At 36.8% G+C, this 19,848-nt stretch carries 15 protein-coding genes, 1 other RNA gene and 1 pseudogene; 12 read left to right on the top strand and 5 right to left on the bottom strand.

The window, feature by feature from the left end:
• Positions 1 to 215 precede the first annotated feature (215 nt).
• A complete protein-coding gene (glaH, locus tag JFU24_RS02905) occupies positions 216 to 1,154 on the top strand; it encodes a glutarate dioxygenase GlaH (protein ID WP_201249472.1) in 939 nt (312 codons plus the stop codon).
• 288 nt (positions 1,155 to 1,442) lie between these two features.
• On the opposite strand, the gene JFU24_RS02900 is transcribed toward glaH, so the two are convergent.
• Complete coding sequence (locus JFU24_RS02900; protein WP_201180520.1) at positions 1,443 to 2,561, bottom strand: NAD(P)/FAD-dependent oxidoreductase; 1,119 nt, start codon at positions 2,559 to 2,561, stop codon at positions 1,443 to 1,445.
• Positions 2,562 to 2,736: 175 nt separating this feature from the next.
• Between JFU24_RS02900 and JFU24_RS02895 the strand changes: the two genes are divergently transcribed.
• From JFU24_RS02895 to JFU24_RS02885, 3 genes are all read left to right on the top strand, one after another.
• Entirely contained in the window at positions 2,737 to 3,330 is a 594-nt protein-coding gene (locus JFU24_RS02895) for a branched-chain amino acid aminotransferase (protein ID WP_190269573.1), read from the top strand.
• A gap of 70 nt (positions 3,331 to 3,400) precedes the next feature.
• A protein-coding gene (locus tag JFU24_RS02890) for an IS3 family transposase (RefSeq protein ID WP_201182105.1) occupies positions 3,401 to 4,749 on the top strand; the annotation gives its coding sequence in 2 pieces (ribosomal slippage) (positions 3,401 to 3,845 and positions 3,845 to 4,749; 1,350 coding nt in all).
• Positions 4,750 to 5,213: 464 nt separating this feature from the next.
• On the top strand, positions 5,214 to 6,152 hold the full coding sequence (locus JFU24_RS02885; protein ID WP_201249471.1) for an MBL fold metallo-hydrolase: 939 nt from the start codon (positions 5,214 to 5,216) through the stop codon (positions 6,150 to 6,152).
• Positions 6,153 to 6,710: 558 nt separating this feature from the next.
• On the opposite strand, the gene JFU24_RS02880 is transcribed toward JFU24_RS02885, so the two are convergent.
• Together JFU24_RS02880 and JFU24_RS02875 are read right to left on the bottom strand one after the other, a co-directional pair.
• Complete coding sequence (locus JFU24_RS02880) at positions 6,711 to 8,318, bottom strand: FMN-binding glutamate synthase family protein (protein WP_201180519.1); 1,608 nt, start codon at positions 8,316 to 8,318, stop codon at positions 6,711 to 6,713.
• Positions 8,319 to 8,459: 141 nt separating this feature from the next.
• A complete protein-coding gene (locus JFU24_RS02875; protein ID WP_201249470.1) occupies positions 8,460 to 9,554 on the bottom strand; it encodes a CdaR family transcriptional regulator in 1,095 nt (364 codons plus the stop codon).
• Positions 9,555 to 9,867: 313 nt separating this feature from the next.
• Between JFU24_RS02875 and JFU24_RS02870 the strand changes: the two genes are divergently transcribed.
• From JFU24_RS02870 to JFU24_RS02855, 4 genes and pseudogenes are all read left to right on the top strand, one after another.
• Positions 9,868 to 11,007, top strand: coding sequence for a glycerate kinase (locus JFU24_RS02870; protein WP_201249469.1), 1,140 nt, complete (start codon positions 9,868 to 9,870; stop codon positions 11,005 to 11,007).
• 18 nt (positions 11,008 to 11,025) lie between these two features.
• Positions 11,026 to 12,377, top strand: a pseudogene (locus tag JFU24_RS02865) (GntP family permease).
• 177 nt (positions 12,378 to 12,554) lie between these two features.
• A complete protein-coding gene (locus JFU24_RS02860) occupies positions 12,555 to 12,902 on the top strand; it encodes a PadR family transcriptional regulator (RefSeq protein ID WP_201180513.1) in 348 nt (115 codons plus the stop codon).
• Complete coding sequence (locus JFU24_RS02855; RefSeq protein WP_201249468.1) at positions 12,889 to 13,881, top strand: HAAS signaling domain-containing protein; 993 nt, start codon at positions 12,889 to 12,891, stop codon at positions 13,879 to 13,881. Before JFU24_RS02860 ends, JFU24_RS02855 begins: the two co-directional genes overlap by 14 nt.
• A 170-nt stretch (positions 13,882 to 14,051) precedes the next feature.
• Here JFU24_RS02855 and JFU24_RS02850 read toward each other — a convergent pair whose 3' ends face one another.
• Complete coding sequence (locus JFU24_RS02850) at positions 14,052 to 14,585, bottom strand: IseA DL-endopeptidase inhibitor family protein (RefSeq protein ID WP_201249467.1); 534 nt, start codon at positions 14,583 to 14,585, stop codon at positions 14,052 to 14,054.
• A gap of 492 nt (positions 14,586 to 15,077) precedes the next feature.
• Between JFU24_RS02850 and JFU24_RS02845 the strand changes: the two genes are divergently transcribed.
• The 3 genes from JFU24_RS02845 to ssrS all read left to right on the top strand — a co-directional run bounded on the left by JFU24_RS02845 (position 15,078) and on the right by ssrS (position 16,623).
• Entirely contained in the window at positions 15,078 to 15,353 is a 276-nt protein-coding gene (locus tag JFU24_RS02845; RefSeq protein WP_274608123.1) for an ArsR/SmtB family transcription factor, read from the top strand.
• Between the two features lie 115 nt (positions 15,354 to 15,468).
• Complete coding sequence (locus JFU24_RS02840; protein WP_201249466.1) at positions 15,469 to 15,966, top strand: SRPBCC family protein; 498 nt, start codon at positions 15,469 to 15,471, stop codon at positions 15,964 to 15,966.
• A gap of 470 nt (positions 15,967 to 16,436) precedes the next feature.
• A non-coding RNA gene (gene ssrS / locus JFU24_RS02835) (6S RNA) lies at positions 16,437 to 16,623 on the top strand.
• A 211-nt stretch (positions 16,624 to 16,834) separates the two neighbouring features.
• Here ssrS and JFU24_RS02830 read toward each other — a convergent pair.
• Positions 16,835 to 17,377: a ribonuclease H-like YkuK family protein gene (locus JFU24_RS02830; protein ID WP_201180502.1), complete on the bottom strand. Its 543-nt coding sequence runs from the start codon at positions 17,375 to 17,377 to the stop codon at positions 16,835 to 16,837.
• Positions 17,378 to 17,966: 589 nt separating this feature from the next.
• Here JFU24_RS02830 and JFU24_RS02825 point away from each other — a divergent pair.
• On the top strand, positions 17,967 to 19,592 hold the full coding sequence (locus tag JFU24_RS02825; RefSeq protein WP_201224541.1) for a family 14 glycosylhydrolase: 1,626 nt from the start codon (positions 17,967 to 17,969) through the stop codon (positions 19,590 to 19,592).
• Positions 19,593 to 19,848: the final 256 nt, after the last annotated feature.

The following is a 19,848-nucleotide window of genomic DNA, read 5'->3' as shown; positions in this document are numbered from 1 at the left end:
CAAAATCGTGAATAGATTATAATAATTGGAAACAGGAAACATAAATAATACATAAACTGCATATTCGCTGTGACTCTATTTGCATAGAGCAGTGAAGTGAATATAAGCCAGTTGTACAAGTAGAATCCTATTTTAGTAGGGAACTTGTGCGACTGGCTTTTTATATTTCCCGTTAACTCATTACCCTATTTTACAAATAACAGGAGGAATTATTCATGAGTATTGCAGAAAAAAAGAAAGCGAAGTTTGAAAAGAAAACTGAAATATATGAGGTGAAAGTTCACCCGCAAACAGATCGTTTGTATCATATTGAAATCTCAAAAGAGGCAATTGCAAGTTTTTTAGAAGTAGTATTAAAGGATAATCAATCTGTACAACATTTGGAATATACACCATACGCACGTCGCATTGTCGCTTCTTACCTATTGGACCAAGTAGGAGAAGAGTTTGGCGAAGTACTTCGGAGCATTGTTCATGATCGAGAGTCTGGCGGATTCACTCTTGGTTTAGAAGGTGTCTCTGAAAATACTGATGAATATGTTATTTTCGCAACAGCGATTTCACATTTACTTGGAACTCCAAACCATGATGCAATGTCTGGAAAGTACTATGCACGTTTTAGTGTACAAGATACAGATAGCAGCGATTCATATCTACGTCAGGCATATCGTTTATTTACTCTTCATACAGACGGTACCTTTGTAGATGAGCCGACAGACTGGTTGCTTATGATGAAGACGATCGAAGAAAATGCCCGCGGAGGTGAATCACGTTTATTACACCTTGATGATTGGAAGGAACTTGATAAGTACGTCAATCACCAATTAGCAAATCAAAAATTTACGTATAAAGCTCCAAAAAGTAAAAATATTGATCAAGAAATTGAACGTTTAACTTTCTTTAATCATAATAACAAGCCGGGTGTTTGTTTTATCGATCAATTTGTTTATCCTGAGTCCATTGAACAAGCAAAATACCTACGTGATTTCTCTAAATCATTGGAAGCTGATGAAAGTGTAATTGAACTAGAACTTCCTGTTGGTGATTTGGTTGTCGTTAATAATATTTTTTGGCTTCACGGACGTGCTGCATTTGAAAAGGATCCAAACTTGAACCGAGAATTACTACGCCAGCGCGGACGTTTTAACCAATAAGTTTTACCTGTAAACCCTATCGTTTATCTCTATCCCCAAAAACCTTTTAAAGATAAATTCTTTTCCTGCCTTTCGGTTCGGAACGAGAATTTGTCTTTTTTTTCTCTGAATTCGAAACTGAAGTACGATTGCATACCGAAAAGAATGACCCTGGACAAAGGCCGGGGTCATTTAGTGGTAAATCAAAGATATTACTGTTGTCAATCGTCTATTTCTTGGGCACAGTTCATATTCTTAATCTATTTTATTTGTTTCGTGTATTTATATATCGAGCGCTAATACAAGAGGTTACATTTCTATAGCACCCTTCACGTCATACTTTTCTAAATCGATGTCTATTTCTCTATCAAGTGCAAGATTTGCCAGTTGAGAGCCGATATAAGGGCCCATTGTTAGACCGGAAGCACCTAGCCCATTAGCAACTATGATACCTTCCCAATCAGGTATGGGGCCAATTACTGGAAGGAAATCAGGAGTGAAGGGTCTGAACCCTACTCTTGCTTCAATAAACGTACTATCTGCCAAACCAGGAGCAGTATTTAATGCTTTATTAAAAACTTCCTGTAATCCTCCTGCGGTCATTCGATTATCGAATACTTCCATATTTTCATGTGTTGCCCCGGCTACGATTTTATTATCTTCGAAAGCCAACAAGTATTGGTCACTAGGCGGCATAACAACCGGCCAGTTATTTGTGTTTGTATCCGGCAACCCTAGATGAACAATTTGAGCTTTTTGAAAGCTGACTTGAAAATTGACTCCCAATGGTTCTAGTAATTGATGGGCCCATGCTCCTGCGCATACAATTACTTTATCGGCGGCAATGACCTCATCAGCAATTGTTACACCTGTTACCTGTGAATCGCTATATGTCAGAGCAGCCTCACCATACATAAGTTTCGCTCCGTTTTTTTGTGAAGCACGAAGTAATGAATCACGAAGTGCCCGTCCATCGACTCGTGCGGCTCCACTTATATGGACAGCAGCATATTCGCCGGAAAGAGGCGGAAATAGGGCATTCGTTTCCTCAGAAGTGAGCAAAGTAATATCCCCTATCTCAGGTGCATCTTCTTTTCGCTTTGTCGCTCGTTTCTGCATGGCCAGCAGTTTTTCTTCATCCGTATGTAAGCTGATAGCCCCTACTTGGGCATAGCCAGTCTCTGTTTCCCCGTCCCGTTCAAGCTCTTTAATTAGATTGGGATAAAAACGCGCACCATTTTTCGCGAGGTGATACCAATCTTTATTACGCCGTTGTGAAATCCATGGACACACGATGCCTGCCGCAGCGGCGGTGGCTTGTCCTCTATCTAGGCGATCAACAATGACAACATCGGCTCCCATTTTTACAAGCTGATAGGCCGTGGAGGCTCCTAAAATTCCTGCTCCCACTATAATGATTTTTTGCATGTTTAACATCTCATTTCTTTCATTTGTATAAAACCCTCTAGTATAACTATATCGAAGACGCCAAACGATTGCCACAATCGATATATTAATTGATTTTTCACATAGTTATTTTATCTGTAATGAATATGCTATGATTGAAACGGATCAGTTTGAAAAGATACTAGGAGGACATACCATGTTAAAAAAACAAATGGAAGCATACATATCAAAAACTTTAAGTGAAAACAAGCTGGAATTGTTTAAAGAAGAATTGGATTATGCAGAGAGACATAAGTTAATCCCTGACGATATTTCTATCGTAGAAAAAGAAAACACTTTCCGCTTTGCTGATGCTTATATCGAACGCAGTAATAAAGAAAGCGAAGAAATGATTTCTGAAGAAACTGCTGCATTTTTATCTCAACCAATTGAGTTTTTAAAAACAAATATAGAGGAATTCCTTTACTTTGAATCTTCATGGTTCGAACTAATCGGGGTTGAGGCACTTTCTTTGGAAGTTGATGATGTATTCAGTACTTATAACGCCATGTTCGGATTAAAATTTCAGAAAAAAATAGGAGATGCTATAAAAGCCTATTTAAATAAGGAGCTTCAAGGCGGTATCGGGTCATTCAGTTTGATGTTCAACCAAGGTGATGGGCTATGGGACGTGAATTTTGCCTTGAATAATGTTAAAGGATTTCGAGAAGACATGTCATTAGGAGAAGCTTTTAGTCTAATCTATAATTTTCTATTTATTCTTGTTGAAACAATCGAGGAAGATAAGTAAAGCGAAGAACCGCCATCTGAACTGCACCCCAATTGTTAGACAACATCTAACAATTGGAGGTGCAGTTTTTTTGACTAAATATACGATAGACGAAAAATTACATGCAGTTTTAGAGTACTTGGAAGGGAAAAAATCCTATAAATCCATCGCACAAGAAAGAAATGTAGGTTTATCCCCTCTGAAGAGATGGGTCGCTCGCTATCTAGAACATGGGATGGAAGGAATTGCTTCATCCTATACAAATTACACTCTGCCCTTTAAACTAGAGGTACTTAATTATATGAACGAATATGGGGCATCGATCAGCGAGACCGCTGTACACTATAATCTTCCTTCCGATTCTACACTTTTGAAATGGTCAAATCAGTTGAAGGAAGGAGGTATAGACGCCCTTAAACCAAAGAAAAAGGGGCGTCTATCCATGAAAAAAGAAACCAAAAAAACATCACCAGCTAAAGGCTCTCAAGAAGCACTTCTTGCCGAATTAGAATACTTACGTGCAGAGAATGCCTATCTAAAAAAGTTGAATGCCTTAGTTCAAGAAAAGGAAGCCCTACAAAGAAAGACAAAGCGAAAGTAGTCCATGAACTAAGGAAACAATTTGATTTAAATCTGCTTCTATCCATTTCTAACATGGCACGGAGTACATACTATTATTGGGTAAACGCCTTCGGGCGTGAGGATAAATACACAGAAATGAAATCCCTTATCGAAGAGATTTTCCATACGCATAAAGGGCGCTATGGGTATCGGCGTATCACCCTAGAATTACGTAACAGAGGTGCTCGCATCAATCATAAAACAGTTCTCCGATTGATGAATGAACTAGGATTGAAGTCTTTAGTTCGCATGAAGAAATACCGTTCGTACAAAGGGAAAATCGGCAAGATTGCACCCAACATTCTAGCACGTGATTTCAAGGCAACAAACTCAAATGAAAAATGGGTGACAGACGTCACAGAATTCCATCTAGCTGGGGAGAAGCTATACTTATCGGCCATTCTTGATCTGTTTAATGGAGAAATCATCGCCTATAATGTCGAATCTCGGCCTGTTTATCCCCTCGTTTCCAAAATGCTGGAGAAAGCCTTTGACCGCTTGGAATCGAAAGATTCACCCATTCTTCATTCAGATCAGGGCTGGCATTACCAGATGAAACAATATTCGCATGATTTGAAAAGACATAACATTACACAAAGCATGTCCCGTAAAGGAAATTGTCTCGATAATGCGGTCATAGAAAACTTCTTTGGCCTATTAAAATCAGAGTTACTTTATCTTCAAGAATTTGAAAGCATGGAGCATTTCAAACAAGAATTAGAAGAATATATCCATTACTACAATCATCAACGAATCAAGGTAAAATTAAAAGGCATGAGCCCGGTAGAATTCCGGGTTCATGCCCTCAAGGCTGCCTAATTAAATAAAGTGTCTAACTTTTTGGGTTCACTTCACATCATATAGTGATGGCGGTTCTTTTTCATTAAGTTAACTAGTAGTGATTACAATGGAATAAGCAAGCAAAATGACCTCTCTTATAGAATAATTTCTACACGAATTGAATTTGATGTAAGATTATCGTGTTGCTTTATACAGCAACTCAACTATTTAAAGAAAATAATAATTTGATTTTTATACCATTATCGATAAATCCAAGGATATTGATTAGAGGAACATCAGAGAACTCGTCGAATTAATAAATTATATAACTTTAGTTAATAGTTACTTCTATTAACTATTTGTTTGTAGAATATGATAACCAAACAGTCCCCATAAAAGGAATCCCATAACTACATGGCGTAAAATGATTTTTCGTTATTAAAGAAGGAGGGAATTCAAGAAGAAAAGTGAATTCAATAGCTATATTGGAAGGAGAATTAGACTTGCTGAATGAATTGGAAGTTACTCAAATTACCATTCCATTGCCTTTTAGGTTGGACCACGTTCATTGTTTTCTAGCAGAAGGTGAAATAGGGTGGACAATTATTGATACAGGATTGAACAACAAAGTAACAAGGGCTATATGGAATCCCATAATTGAAAAACACGATGTTAATGATATCGTACTTACTCATTATCATCCAGATCATTTCGGCTATGCTGGAACTTTACAAGCATTAACAGGTGCAGATGTTTGGATGACACAAGTGGATGAATTGGCGGGGACGACATATTGGGAACCTGGTTCACTACAATTCCTTAAGGGCAATTATGATGCATGCGGTATTATAGATGATAAAGCATCTGCCTTGTCCAGTGATGAAATTAGCTTTATCACACAGGTAAAACCCTATCCTACTGTGAATCATCATCTTGAAGAAGGGATGAAAATATGTTTTGGCAAGTACGAATATGAAGTGATTTTGACACCTGGACATTCAGATGGGCTAATTACCTTATATAATAAGGAAAATAGTGTCCTTTTCTCAACAGATCATATTTTACCTAGGATTTCACCAAATATCTCGTATTGGTTTCGAGGCATCAACAATCCATTAGAAGCGTTTTTTACTTCATTGAAAAAAATACAAAAGCTGGACGTTGAATATGTCATTCCTTCACATGGAACACCTTTTAAAAATGCCAATAAAAGAATTGTGGAATTATTGGATCACCATCAAGATCGATTAAATGAAGTTTATGAAAACATGAAAGAGCCGATAACCGTAAATGCCGCGTGCAATGTCCTTTTTAAAAATTTATCAATCCACGAATCACGGTTTGCGGTGGGTGAAACATTGGCACACCTTGAATACCTCTATTCCAAAGACCAATGCAGTAAATTCAAACGTGAAGGCATATGGTATTATCAATCCATTTAATTTTTCTTCCTAGTTTTGATTTAAAAATTTAATTTGGTTTATACAAGCTCATACACATGAGCTTTCAGACTGTAGACAAACTCGATGAAAATCGAGTTTGTCTACAGTGTTTTCGAGGGGTTGTAAAAATTCGAACGTTGATTGGAACGTAGGGCACTCGCTTTCCGCGGGTGGTCAGGGAGCCTCCTCGGCGCCTTTGCGCCTGTGGGGTCTCCCTTGGACACGCTTTTCCCGCAGGAGTCTCGCACCTTCCGTTCCAATCAACTTTGTTTTAACAATTAGAAATAAACACTTTTGCCTACAGTCTTTTTTGTTTTAATATAGGAGTATTAAAACTTGATGTGATGACAATGCTCTCGAAACATAATTCTATTCAGCGAGATCAACTTGAAATGATTACTTTGGATCAACTGGTGCCAGCGAACCATTTGGTTCGTAAAATTGAGGGGGCCATTGACTTCACTTTCATTTCTTTTCGTATCGAAAGAAATAGAAGAGGAGACTTCGACAAAAAAAACGCCTATCAACAAAATAGGCGGTGGTTTAGTACTTTTACAACTATTTACTTACTCTTATTTGTCCCTTTACTTCATTTAGAATATTTTCAAGGGACGTGACGATTCCTTTGTCGTCCTTATAGCTAATATGCATTGGCTGGAAACGAACGGGAGAATCCAAACCAGCGGCTGCTGATATTCGGAATAGTCCTTTTCTTAGGGTAACGAGAAAATTTACGACCCGGTATTTCTTTTCATCAATGACTAGTGCCTGTTGCAATTCTGGATCAGTCGTTGCAACCCCGACAGGACAAGCATTGGATTGACATTTCATAGTCTGTATACATCCGATTGAAATCATGAAACCACGGGCTATATTGACAAGATCAGCTCCCATAGCTAAAGCGATGGCAATTCGGTCAGGAGTGAACAGCTTACCAGAGGCAATGATTTTCACCTGATCTCGGACGCCATATTTTTCAAGAGTTGAAACTAGGATTGGTAAAGCTGATTTGATAGGCAACCCTACGCTATCAATCAATTCTTGATAAGAAGCACCTGTGCCTCCTTCTCCGCCATCCAATGTTATGAAATCTGGACCTTTTCCAGTATCTTTCATATATTTGGCAAGTTTTTCAACACTATCATTTCCACCGATAACCATCTTAATACCAACCGGTATGCCTGTATGGTTTCGGATTTTGTCAACGAAGTCACACATTGATTCTACATCATGAAATTGATGAAATCGATTCGGACTATCGATTGATTTGTAAGCCTCAACCTTTCGAATCTCTGCAATTTCAGGATTTACTTTTTCAGCATCGATATGACCTCCGCGAGTTTTTGCCCCTTGGGCTAATTTAACCTCAAAGGCTTTGATTTCTGGAATTTCACTTTTTCTTTTTAACTCATCCCAATCCATTTCGCCGATACTATCTCGAACTCCAAACATGGCTGGTCCGATTTGCATAATAATATCGACCCCTCCTATTAAATGATAAGGGGAAAGGCCACCTTCTCCTGTATTCATCCATGTGCCTTTTGCTAAAGCTAATCCTTCAGACAGAGCAGTGATAGCATTCTTCCCCAATGATCCATAACTCATAGCAGACATCCCGATAAGTCCTTTTAATTTAAAGGGATTTTTTGTGTTCGGACCAATAATCACAGCATCCTCATCATCCAATAAATAGGCATTGGATTCTTCATCTCCCCATGTTTCTTCTCGTTGTGAGAAAAGCGGATCCTTCATAAGGACGTATCTTTTAGTCATCACTTTTGTTTCTCGGTCGTATTTTTCTTCTTCAGCCAATTTTGGGAACATACTATTCCTTACAAAGAATCCTTCTTCATCGAAATCTCGTTTTGAACCAAAACCAATGACATCCCGTAAATATTTTGAGCTTTTTACCATGTGTTCATAGTCATCTCGAGAAAAAGGTTTTCCCTCATTATCACTGTTGAACCAGTATTGACGCATTTCAGGACCTATCTTTTCTAAAAAGTAACGAACCCTTCCCAGCACTGGATAATTCCTTAGAATCGCATGATGTTTCTGCCTACGATCAAAGAAAATCATATAGATTAATAAAAGAACTATTACAATGAAAATTAAGAAAATAATAGAAAATCCAAGAATAATTAAAATATTTGCGATGCTATTCATCCTAGCCCTCCTGTATGCAAAGAATCATGTATTGTTAATCTACTCGGTACTTCGATTATTTATACAAAAATTTACTTCAGACTCTTAAACAGGAAAGGAACATAATTAGATTGAAGGTACAACTTTATCACTCAATAAAAATCAAACTTTCCGCTGCATTTGTTTGACCCAAATGGCTAATTGTAAGGTTATTGCATCATTTAGCTCCTGAGGGTTATAACCGGTGATTTCCTTTATTTTTTTGATTCTGTAAATAAGAGAATTACGGTGAATGTACATACTTTTTGCACATTCGCCGATATTTAAGTTACTAAGGAAAAATTGTTGGAGTGTTTCAATCAGTTTTTCAGATAAGCTCCCCAATATTCTTTCTTGAAATTGTTGTTTCGTTCGATTATCTATTCGGTCCAAAAGGGCTTTGGTTTCCACTTCTGTATATGTAGTTAAAGACTGATTGTCGTCGCCGAGTAGCAGGGCTGATTCGGCTTCGTGGAATGAGTGACATATATATAATTCGGATTCCGCCAATGAACCCATCCCAACCCGCAAAGAAAATCTTTTTGCGATTAATTGATGGATAGCTGTATTCATTTTTTGCTTCATTAAATTTTCAGTAAGGGTAGAAGTTAGTATGAAAACTCGATTAACGTTTAAGAATCCAATAAGGGTGTGTTGTGTATCGAAAACATTTTCTAATAGTTGGATCACCTCATTCTTTTTTAACGGATTCAATTTTATTTCCAAAATACCTACTTGAAAAGGAGGTACTAATTTCATTCCAATCAGGTTGAGTCGCTGATCTATTGAATTTTGATTAATCGTTTCCTTAAGTAAGTCTTCAAAAACGAGTTCCTTCAAATGCTGTTTCCACTCGAGTTGTTCTGCCATAAATGATTGATTAAGCATCATTTCTGTAATCATTTTCACTAATTCTCCAAACTCCTTGAGTTCTGCGGGGTCTCCTGTTATCCCTATAACACCAATAATTACTTTCTGGAACTCTATGGGTAAATTAATACCAGGAAGTACACCCAGCCAATGATGGCGATCCTGTTCATGAATAATTAAAGGTTTACCGGTTTTATGTACCTCTATTGCTCCAAAATGCGCTTGGTTAATACGATCAGGATTCCCTGAAGCAATAATGATTCCTTTCTCATCCATAATATTGATATTTCGATTGAGTCTAATAGTTGTTTGTTTAACAATTTCCCTTGCGATTTCTTGAGTTAGCATATAAATCATCCTTAAATAGTTTTTTAGGTAGTTTTACTGCTGGGATAGAGTAAGTGTAGCTATTTTTATTAACTAACCTTTTAATTTTTATATAAGTGTTTTAAGGTAATACTCAAACCCGCTCTAATACTAGTAGTTTTATAAATTTAGATATTAATGAAAAAAACAAACATAGGATAATTATTTCTATGTAGTATAGCCAAAAAAACTAAATATGTCATACTAATTTTTTGTATAGCTTGAACGATGATTAAAATATTTCTGAAGATTATAATAAACCTAATATTAAATTTATTCGTAGGGGGGCCTGACCATGAAAATTGTTATTGCACCAGATTCCTTTAAAGGAAGCTTGACAGCACTAGAAGCTTCGCAAGCAATAGACCGGGGAGTCAAAAAGGTATTGCCAGCAGCAGAGACACTACTAGTTCCCGTAGCGGATGGCGGCGAGGGTACAATGGATAGTCTTGTTGCTGCAACAAATGGTCGGAAAGTCGAAGTTACAGTAAAAGGACCATTACTTGATAGTGTGCAGGCTGCATATGGAATCTTGGGAGATCAGGAAACATGTGTGATTGAAATGGCAAGTGCATCAGGTTTATGTTTAGTCGAGTCAGATAAACTGAACCCATTGATAGCCACTACATATGGAACTGGCGAGCTCATTCAAAAAGCATTGAACGATGGATGTCGAAAATTTATTTTAGGAATTGGTGGAAGCGCTACCAATGATGGCGGAGTGGGAATGCTCCGAGCTTTAGGAATGAAAACATTAGATTTAGAAGGGAAATCGGTTGGATTCGGAGGGGCGGAATTATCACGAATTGTGGAAATAAATACACAAGATTTTGATTCAAGAATAGCAGAATGTGAGTTTATAATCGCATCAGATGTTCAAAATCCATTGGTCGGACCTGATGGTGCCTCTTCTGTATTTGGTCCACAAAAAGGGGCAACACCAGTCATGGTGGATCTTCTTGATAAAGCATTATCAATTTGGGCTGATTTGGTAGAAACCAAGACAGGTATTCGCTTGCATAATAAAGCAGGGGCTGGTGCTGCAGGCGGAATTGGCGGTGCATTCCAAGCCTTTTTCTCTGCCGAAACGAAAAGAGGCGTCGATATCGTTATTGAATATACCAAACTTGGAGAAAAACTCCTTGGAGCTCATTGTGTCTTTACTGGTGAAGGACAAATCGATTACCAAACTGCATCAGGTAAAACACCCATGGGAGTGGCAGAAGAAGCGAAAAAGCAAGGCATTCCCGTATTTGTCTTAGCTGGTTCAATTGGAACAGGTATTGACGTTTTATATAATCATGGAATTACTAGCATTCATAGTCTTGTAAACGCTCCCATGCCGTTACAAGAAGCTATGGAAAGAGGGGCTGAATTTTTAGAGGTTTCAGCTGAGCAAGTTATGCGCACTTTTTTAGCTTCTTTTAAAAAATAAAAAATAGGGAGTTATCATATGTTATTTATTGTTTTAGCCATCGGAGTTTTTTGATTGTATTTGCAACAACTAAATTTAAGCTACATCCGTTCTTATCGCTTCTATTAGGAACCTTGTTTGTTGGGTTTGCTTCAGGAATGCCTCTAGAACAAATTGTAGAGAATATAAACGGGGGATTTGGCGGTTTGATGACAAGCATTGGGCTTGTCATCGTTTTTGGAACAATTATTGGAACTATTTTGGAAAAGGCAGGAGCAGCTTTACGAATGGCAGAGGTTGTACTGCGTATTGTCGGTCCAAAAAGACCGCAGCTAGCGATGAGTTTGATTGGCTTTATTGTATCCATACCTGTTTTTTGTGATTCTGGATTCGTAATTCTATCCAGCTTAAGAAAAGCCTTGGCAAAACGAGCAAAAGTAGCTGTTGCTTCAATGTCAGTTGCGCTTGCAACTGGTTTGTATGCAACACATACGCTTGTGCCGCCTACTCCCGGTCCAATTGCAGCAGCAGGAAATATAGGAGCAGATGGATATTTAGGAACTGTCATTTTAATAGGGCTTATTACCGCTATTCCTGCGGCACTTGCTGGATATTTATGGTCAATAAAAGTGGCCAGCAAAATAGAGGTAGAAGATGATCGAAATGATTTGGACTACGATTATGATGAGATTGTTCGTTCATTTGGGAAAATGCCATCTGCTTTTCAATCCTTTTTACCGATTGTTTTACCAATCGTCCTAATTGGAGTTAGTTCGGTATTAAATCTGATTGGAACAGAAGGAAGTATCGCTTCATTTTTCATTTTCTTAGGCCAGCCTGTGATTGCATTGCTTGTAGGTGTTATCTCAGCACTCACCTTGCTACCAAAATATGATGAAGAAACGTTAACAAATTGGATTGCGACAGCCTTATTAGATGCAGCCCCAATTTTATTAATTACAGGAGCAGGCGGGGCTTTTGGAACAGTCATTAAAAATACAGGTATCGCTGACATCATTCAAGGTTGGGATCTTGGAAGCATCTTTAGTGGAGCTTTGTTCCTGTTAGTTCCATTCCTTATTGCAGCTGGTTTGAAAACAGCTCAGGGGTCATCCACAGCATCATTAGTCATTACATCATCACTGATTGCACCAATGCTACCAACACTAGGTATTGAGGGTGCTGTCCCACTTGCACTGGTTGTTATGGCTGTTGGAGCAGGTGCGATGACTGTTAGCCATGTAAATGATAGCTTCTTCTGGGTAGTCACCCAATTTAGTGGAATGAAAGTAACGGATGCCTACAAAGCACAAACGATGGCAACATTGCTCCAGGGCGTAGTTACGATAATTACCACGATGATTTTATGGGTCATTCTTGTAAGATTTTAATAACGAAATGCAGAGAGGCGGAAACCGCTTCTCTTTTTTGTGATTCTAAAATTTCCATACACTAAATCCTTTTTCAGAAAATATTTACATTTTTTGTTGGTGTAGGAACTATAATAGTGTATGATACATAGTATAAAGTATAGTGTACGTCACATAGTATAGAGAAGAGGTGAGTGGGTGAGCACTTTATTGAATTCATTAACAACAGAGCTTCGCAGAGGAACTTTGACGTTAGCAGTTCTAAGTCAGCTCAAAAAACCCCAATATGGTTATTCGCTTGTCCAACGATTAGAGAAGTCGGGAATTACCATTGATCAAAGTACATTATATCCATTGCTTCGACGCCTGGAAAAACAGGAATTGGTGACTAGTAGCTGGGATACTACAGAGAGCAGACCGCGTAAGTATTATATTTTAAGCGATTATGGAAACGAAATTTTCATTCAACTAAAGAAGGAATGGGAAAAAACATCTCAGGAGCTTTATATTTTATTAAAAGGAGAGGAAGACGATGGAACTGATTGAACTTTATATTCAGGAAGTTACCCGCAGACTACCAGAGAAAAACCGAGAGGATATTGCGCTTGAGCTTCAGTCTACAATCGAAGATATGCTTCCAGACGATTATACCGAGCAAGACGTGAAAGAGGTCCTTTTAAAATTAGGAGATCCGGTTACACTGGCAAGTGGTTATCGAGATCGGCCGATGCACTTGATTGGACCACGTTATTATGATGTATATATCAGTCTATTAAAAATGATTTTACCAATCGCGACCGTAATTTCCTTGATTGCACTTATAGGAGAAAATGTGTTTGGAGATATTGGTGAAAAAACGATTATAGAAGTAGTTATCATGTTAATAGGAAAAGGGATAGCAGGGATCATCAGTACAGGTATCCAAGTGTTTTTTTGGTTAACGCTTTTATTTGCCATTTTAGAACGCACAGATACTTCAAAGGATCAGATGCCTTTAACAAAAAGTTTGAAACGATGGACTCCAGAGGATTTAAAACATATTCCGAACATTTCTAAGAAAAAAGTAATTCCTAAGATTGAGATTTTCGGAAGTTTGTTAGCTATCTCAATATTCGCTGTCGTTTATTTCAACGCAGCCAACCTCTTAGGTGTCTATGAAGGAAGAAATAACGGCCTCATTTTTGTGACACCCTCTTTTAATCAAGATGTCTTGAATTCCTATTGGCCGCTGATTTTTTGCATCATTATCTTGGGTGTCATCTTGGCTATTTACAAGTTACTCGTAGGACAATGGACGCTAAAACTTGCCTTGATCAATGCCATTTATCAGCTACTATCCACTATAACATTTATCATCATCATCAGTAATCCGAATTTATTCACCCACGAATTCATTACGTATATCTCGAATCTATTTTCTATCAATGAATGGAAAAGCTCGATTTACTGGGGAGTCATACTAATCGATGTATTTTTTACAGTCTTGGAATCCTATAAAGGCTTTCGAAAAGCAAAAATCCGTTAATACACAGCATACTTGCTGTGCTTTATTAGAAGTGAGGTTCCGCGCCATACACAAATATGAGCCTATATAAAGAATTATCCATTCAAATGGTAGTTCTCATAAAAAATACACCTCTTATCCAATATAGTTTTAACTATTTGGATAAGAGGTGTTTCATTTTTGCTATTTTCTTATTGAACTGCATCGAACTGATTTACTTTCCAAGTAGATCCTGACTTGTAAAAGGTAACAATTCGGTTTACGGTGTCACCATCAACAGTAGGAACAATTAATTTATAAGATCTAACGTTTAGTTTTTGAGAGACCAATTTAATTTTTGCTTTCCGCCATTCTAACATGCTGTCGCCGTCCCCTATAGGACGAGCTAATTTTCCTTTATACGTAATATATTTATACTTTGTCAGCCCTTTTTCTACTGCACTATTAGTAAATGTTTCAGTTAAGTATTTAACTAGCTTGTCTTTAGTATTAAATTCTTGGCAAAGGTAAGAATACTCTGTACCTTTATAATTAAATGTTTTTTGTGAACAGGATTGATTAGTGTATCCATGTAATGCATTCCAGAAATGATTGCTGGCTTTATCGGCTATCTTTAATGCATTTTTGTCAGATAAATTCTGTGATGTATTTTGTGCTGTAACTACGGTACTCATTGTACAAAAAAGAATGATGATTGATAATAGCATACCTAAAAATTTTTTCATACTTTCTCTCCCCAATCTCTAATTAGGATAATTATGTAACAATAGCGCAATTAATATTACAATTGTTACATTTATATTACAACAAGATCGACATTAGTAAAAGAGAAATTTTAGTAATTTCATAATATATTTTTAGTTTTTATTGGAGTATACATAATTTGTTCATATTATTTCTTTCAAAAGTAGCGTTTACCCTATCTACATAAAGAAAAGGGAATGATTTAAGAGTTGCAATCCAATTTAGCTTACAGCTAAGTATTTATTTATCATCCATCGCTTATTCTATGAGGAACTTACATTATATAGAAGAGCTTCCGCTATATTAGGCAGTTATCGGAATAAATCGCTTTTCTTGTTGACCTAACGTAAGCAAGATAGTCAAATAAAGAGTTGATGTTATACATTACACGAATCTGTTAAAAATAAAAGGCACAAAGATCTTATTTAACCAAATGGTTGAGTTATTTAGTTTAATCCATTATAGTTAACCATTTGGTTGAACAAAATAATGATTACCTAGATAATATTTTCCAAGCTTTGGCTGACCCAACTCGAAGAGAAATAGTTCGTCTTATTGCTTCTAATGACCGAACAGTTTCAGAACTGGCAGCACCTATTGATATGTCTTTAGCAGCAATTTCTAAGCATATCAAAGTTTTAGAACGGACAGAATTACTTAATAAGACAACGAAAGGGAGAACATATATATGTCGTCTAAATCCCGATTCGTTATCATCCGTTATAGAATGGCTTCGTTTTTATGAGTGATTTTGGAACAGGCAGTTTGATGTTCTTGAACGTGAGCTAAATAAAGCCAAAAAGGAAGAACATTAGATTATTAGTACAATTTTATAATTAACTTATTTAGGAAAGGTTGATAAAGATGGTTAATACATCAACCACAACACTTACTATGATTCGTCGTTTTGATGTCCCTGCGGAAAGAATATTTGACGCTTGGCTGAGCCCAGAAATGATGAGAAAATGGTTTTTTACAATGGAATCAACGAATAAAGTGGCAAACAATGAGCCTATTGTAGGTGGCTCCTGGGAAATTGTCGACCATAGAGAAGGTAAAGATTACAGGGCAGTTGGTAAGTACATAGAAGTTGACTCACCAAGTAAATTAGTTTTCACATTTAAAATGCCTCAATTCAGTGATACGGAGGACAGGATTACCGTTGAAATTAATCCTTTTGAAAATGGCTGCGAGATGACCTTCACACAATTGATTGTCGTTCCTCACGAAGAAGGTTGGACTGAGGAAGACATTGAAAAAGCACATGATGAATATAATAGTCAAACTGAACAAGGTTGGGGTTATATGTTTGAAGGGTTAAAACAATTAGTAGAAACTGGTAAAATTAATTATCCATCTTAAATTACATTCACCGAGCGTCTACTTTCGCTCGTGCTTTTATTTCAGAATTACGCAATAATGCAATAGAAAATAAGGTGCTTGTTTAACTATCGGATAGTTCGTATTATAAGGTCGACCAGTAAAAATTACTGGTTGACCTTTTTTAATAGATTCTATTATATCAGTAGCCAGCCACCTTTTCTGACAAAAAAACAGGATTACACCTTCAAGAAAAAACATGGGGATTATATAGGTTTTTTTAATCAATCGTTTATTTCAATATAAATATATTTTTATCGAATGGGTGTTACATAAACTTTTGAGACAGTGATCATTTAAGTTAGTAAAAATGGGAATTTACCGATATTTTGATTTACAAATGTTCAATTCATTCGTAGCTATTTTTAGGTTGTATAGGGCTTTGCTGAATCTTTTTAGATAATGGTAATTGTTTACATTGTGGAATGAGCGGAGTTTAGGTAATATAAGTATACAAGCTGCGCTGTTCGTAATGATTATTAAGTTTTAACCTTTAAGCTGTAATAGGGAGTTTTATATTGAAACAGGAATGTTATGCCTTGTCATTGACTTGGACAACAGGATTGTTTCTGCAAACACCCACTTTGAGGAGTGGTGGTTTAAAACTTTCTTACTGAATACGGCAATGGCGGCTTACATCTTTAAATGTTGAAACCGGTCTCGGTCTGAGGCCGGTTTTTTGCTGTTTTTTTCACAACGTACTATCGGAATTGTATGTATCGCTTTGTAGTCTGAAGAACCGAACCGATAATATCGAACCTATATTGAACTAATATATTTATTTTCAACCGTCTTACATTTTTTCCATAGTTTACAGCTTGGTACCGTACGTGTTGTTTATTAGCAACATTTATTCTTGCTTTGTATACCGATTGGCATAACTTGAGGCAACGAAAGCATTGGGTTTAATTTTGGGTTCCACTCCCATGGATTCCATCCTAGCTACCATTTCTTTTACAAACTCACTTGTTTTGTTCCGTTTTCCAATCCCGATATCAATGTGGCCCTCCATGATGAACGTTGCCCCTTGATATACAGCAGGCAGTACAATATCGATTAACTGATTTTTTCTTTCTTCCGTAAACATGGATACAATCTCCTCAGTTAACGACAATTCATGGGAAATACGTTCATGTAATTGGGTCATCCTTCTAGGAATCGTCACTTTTCTTATACAAGCCCACACACCATTCCCGACCTGCTGTATCACAATGCCTGTAATGAAAACCGTATGTTTTTTATGTACTTGAGAATCAGTACCGACCATCAATCGATAGTTACCAGATGGATTTAATTTCATGAACTTTACAATATGATCGAATACCTCTTCAAATGACATGTTTTTTTCCTGAAGATTTTGAAATGGAATGTTATGAATTGGATATTGCCTCATATTGTTGCACCCAACCTTTCCTTGGCTATAATACTGATTGTTCCATATCTACTCCCCGCCAATAACACATCATATGAAGTAAGTTCTGTTTCGTGCAGTGAGTAGAACCAACCCTCAAATGAAGATGTAGTCATCAATAAAAGGAAATGTAAGAAATAGCTCTTATTAAGAATGCAAAATCCTTAATGAAAATTCTAATTGAGAGATACCGATTCAATCTATTAATGACATTTGCTGATGAAGCTCATTAATAGTTTGAATCGTTAACGGTTCGAAAATATATATCCCTAACTAAACATACATAGAAAGAGATCCATTAGGAATTTTTTTCTGGATAGTCTTTTTTAGGACTATCCAGTTTTTCTTTTTTGAGGAGTTATGAATTCCTGAAGTCCCTGCTTAGCGAGACGGATATTTCCCTTTCTTTCCCGAAAAAATAATTGATAAATATTTCCAAGTGAAATATACTTTTTTGTAAAGGTCAACTTTATTTTTCACGAAAATGAAAACGTTATCACATCATGAACCTTATTTCTGATTTTATTACTAAGTCTCGGATTCTATTATCAATAAGGGAAGGTGTGGTTTTTTGAAAAAATTATCTATTGGAATGTTTACCTTTATGCTGTATTTTGTTCCTTTATCAAGTACTTCACCTGGCTTTGCAGAAGTAAAACCAGATTACAAGCTATATGTGATGGCGCCATTGGGTGAAATAACAGATTGGGAAGCATTTAAAGCAGAATTGATTCAGTTGAAGGAAAATGGAGTATATGCAATAACAACAGATATCTGGTGGGGATTAGTCGAGAGTAAAAAAGATAATAAGTTTGAATGGTCCTATTATAAAAAATATGGGGAGGTAGTGGAAGCTTCCGGTTTAAAATGGGTGCCCATTTTATCTACGCATCAATGTGGTGGTAATGTGGGTGATGATTGTAACTATCCCATCCCAAGTTGGCTCTGGAAGAAAGATTCTGCCGAAAACATGGCATTCAAGAGTGAAAGTGGTTACTGGAATAAAGAAGTACTTGCTCCATGGTGGGATGGAACAGCTGATCAATACAACGAATTGTACAAATCCTTTGCAACGAACTTTGCTGATAAAAAGGATCTAATTGTCAAAATCTATCTAAGTGCAGGTCCAGCTGGGGAATTGAGATATCCCTCCTATCAAAATGCAGACGGTTGGAACTATCCTGAGAGGGGACAGCTTCAAGTTTATACAGAAGGTGCGAAACGGAATTTCAGGCTTACCATGAAAGAAAAATATTCCACTATTAAAAAACTCAATGCTGCTTGGGGAACAGAGTATAAAAAATGGAATGAGATTCAACCGCCAGGTAACGGGGATGAATTTTTTACTAGTGGTGAAGCAAGTGACACACAATTTGGAAACGACTTTATGGAGTGGTATCAAGGAGCTCTTGAAAATCATCTTTCAAAAATTTCGAAATTTGCCCATAAACATTTTGATAAAGTTTTTAATGTACCAATTGGGGCTAAAATCTCAGGTGTCCATTGGAAAATGAATGATCCAGTTATGCCGCATTCAGCAGAGTATAGCGCTGGTTACTATAATTACTCTCAACTACTTGAGCAGTTTAAAAAGTCTAATTTGGCCCTCACGTTTACTTGTTTAGAAATGGGTGATTACGACGCCCATACTGCACCATACTATAGCGCTCCTAAAACGTTAGTGACTCAAATCGCTACTTTAGCTAAAAAGAAAGGAATTTCCTTAAACGGTGAAAATGCACTTCCTCTTATCAATAATGAATGGGGTTTCGATAATATAGCAGAAATGGTTTTCAACTACGATTTTGACGGCTTTACCTTGCTTAGAATGTCATATTTATTCGATGATGAAGGAAATCCAACAAATGAGTTTAGGATGCTGGCAGATAAATTAGAAGGTAAGTCTATTCCAGTTACATTCACAGTTGAAAATGTACCTGTCTCACCCAATCAGGGTGTTTACTTGATTGGTGATAGAGGAGAAATCGGCAGGTGGAATCCTGCAGATTACGAATATAAGCTAACCCAAAATCCAGAAGGCAACTGGAGTGGAACATTCCATTTAGCCGCAGATCGATTCTATGAATTCAAGTTTCTCATAAAAGATGAAAATGGAAATACTACATGGCAAGATGGTAAAAATAATAGCTATAAAACTCCTTTGAATGGTAAAGGAAACTACAAAACCTCATGGTAGATAAATATATAAGGAGTTAAAAGAAAATGAGTACTAATGATAGGTAGGCAAAGCTACTGTTTAGAGGGAATGGTGAAATACGATTTGGAAATTTGAAAAAAAAATACCTTACTATTTAAAAAAGATTTAAGAAGAAGTAATTAGATACTTAGTAAATGGTTGGAATAGATGGCTTATTAAGTTGGCTAGTAATCAAAATGTAAATCGTTTGTCATTGTAATACCCTTGATGTTAGGAGTTTATACGTATAAACTTT

The organism is Peribacillus sp. TH27 (genome assembly GCF_016650915.1).
Classification (GTDB): domain Bacteria; phylum Bacillota; class Bacilli; order Bacillales; family DSM-1321; genus Peribacillus; species Peribacillus butanolivorans.
This window is presented reverse-complemented; position numbering and strand designations above follow the sequence as displayed.

Coding starts and splice junctions, on each gene's coding strand:
- JFU24_RS02895 (WP_190269573.1), top strand. CDS start 2,737: ATGTTAAAAAAACAAATGGAAGCATACATATCAAAAACTTTAAGTGAA.
- JFU24_RS02850 (WP_201249467.1), bottom strand. CDS start 14,585: ATGAAAAAATTTTTAGGTATGCTATTATCAATCATCATTCTTTTTTGT.
- JFU24_RS02870 (WP_201249469.1), top strand. CDS start 9,868: ATGAAAATTGTTATTGCACCAGATTCCTTTAAAGGAAGCTTGACAGCA.
- JFU24_RS02900 (WP_201180520.1), bottom strand. CDS start 2,561: ATGCAAAAAATCATTATAGTGGGAGCAGGAATTTTAGGAGCCTCCACG.
- glaH (WP_201249472.1), top strand. CDS start 216: ATGAGTATTGCAGAAAAAAAGAAAGCGAAGTTTGAAAAGAAAACTGAA.
- JFU24_RS02880 (WP_201180519.1), bottom strand. CDS start 8,318: ATGAATAGCATCGCAAATATTTTAATTATTCTTGGATTTTCTATTATT.
- JFU24_RS02840 (WP_201249466.1), top strand. CDS start 15,469: ATGGTTAATACATCAACCACAACACTTACTATGATTCGTCGTTTTGAT.
- JFU24_RS02855 (WP_201249468.1), top strand. CDS start 12,889: ATGGAACTGATTGAACTTTATATTCAGGAAGTTACCCGCAGACTACCA.
- JFU24_RS02830 (WP_201180502.1), bottom strand. CDS start 17,377: ATGAGGCAATATCCAATTCATAACATTCCATTTCAAAATCTTCAGGAA.
- JFU24_RS02875 (WP_201249470.1), bottom strand. CDS start 9,554: ATGCTAACTCAAGAAATCGCAAGGGAAATTGTTAAACAAACAACTATT.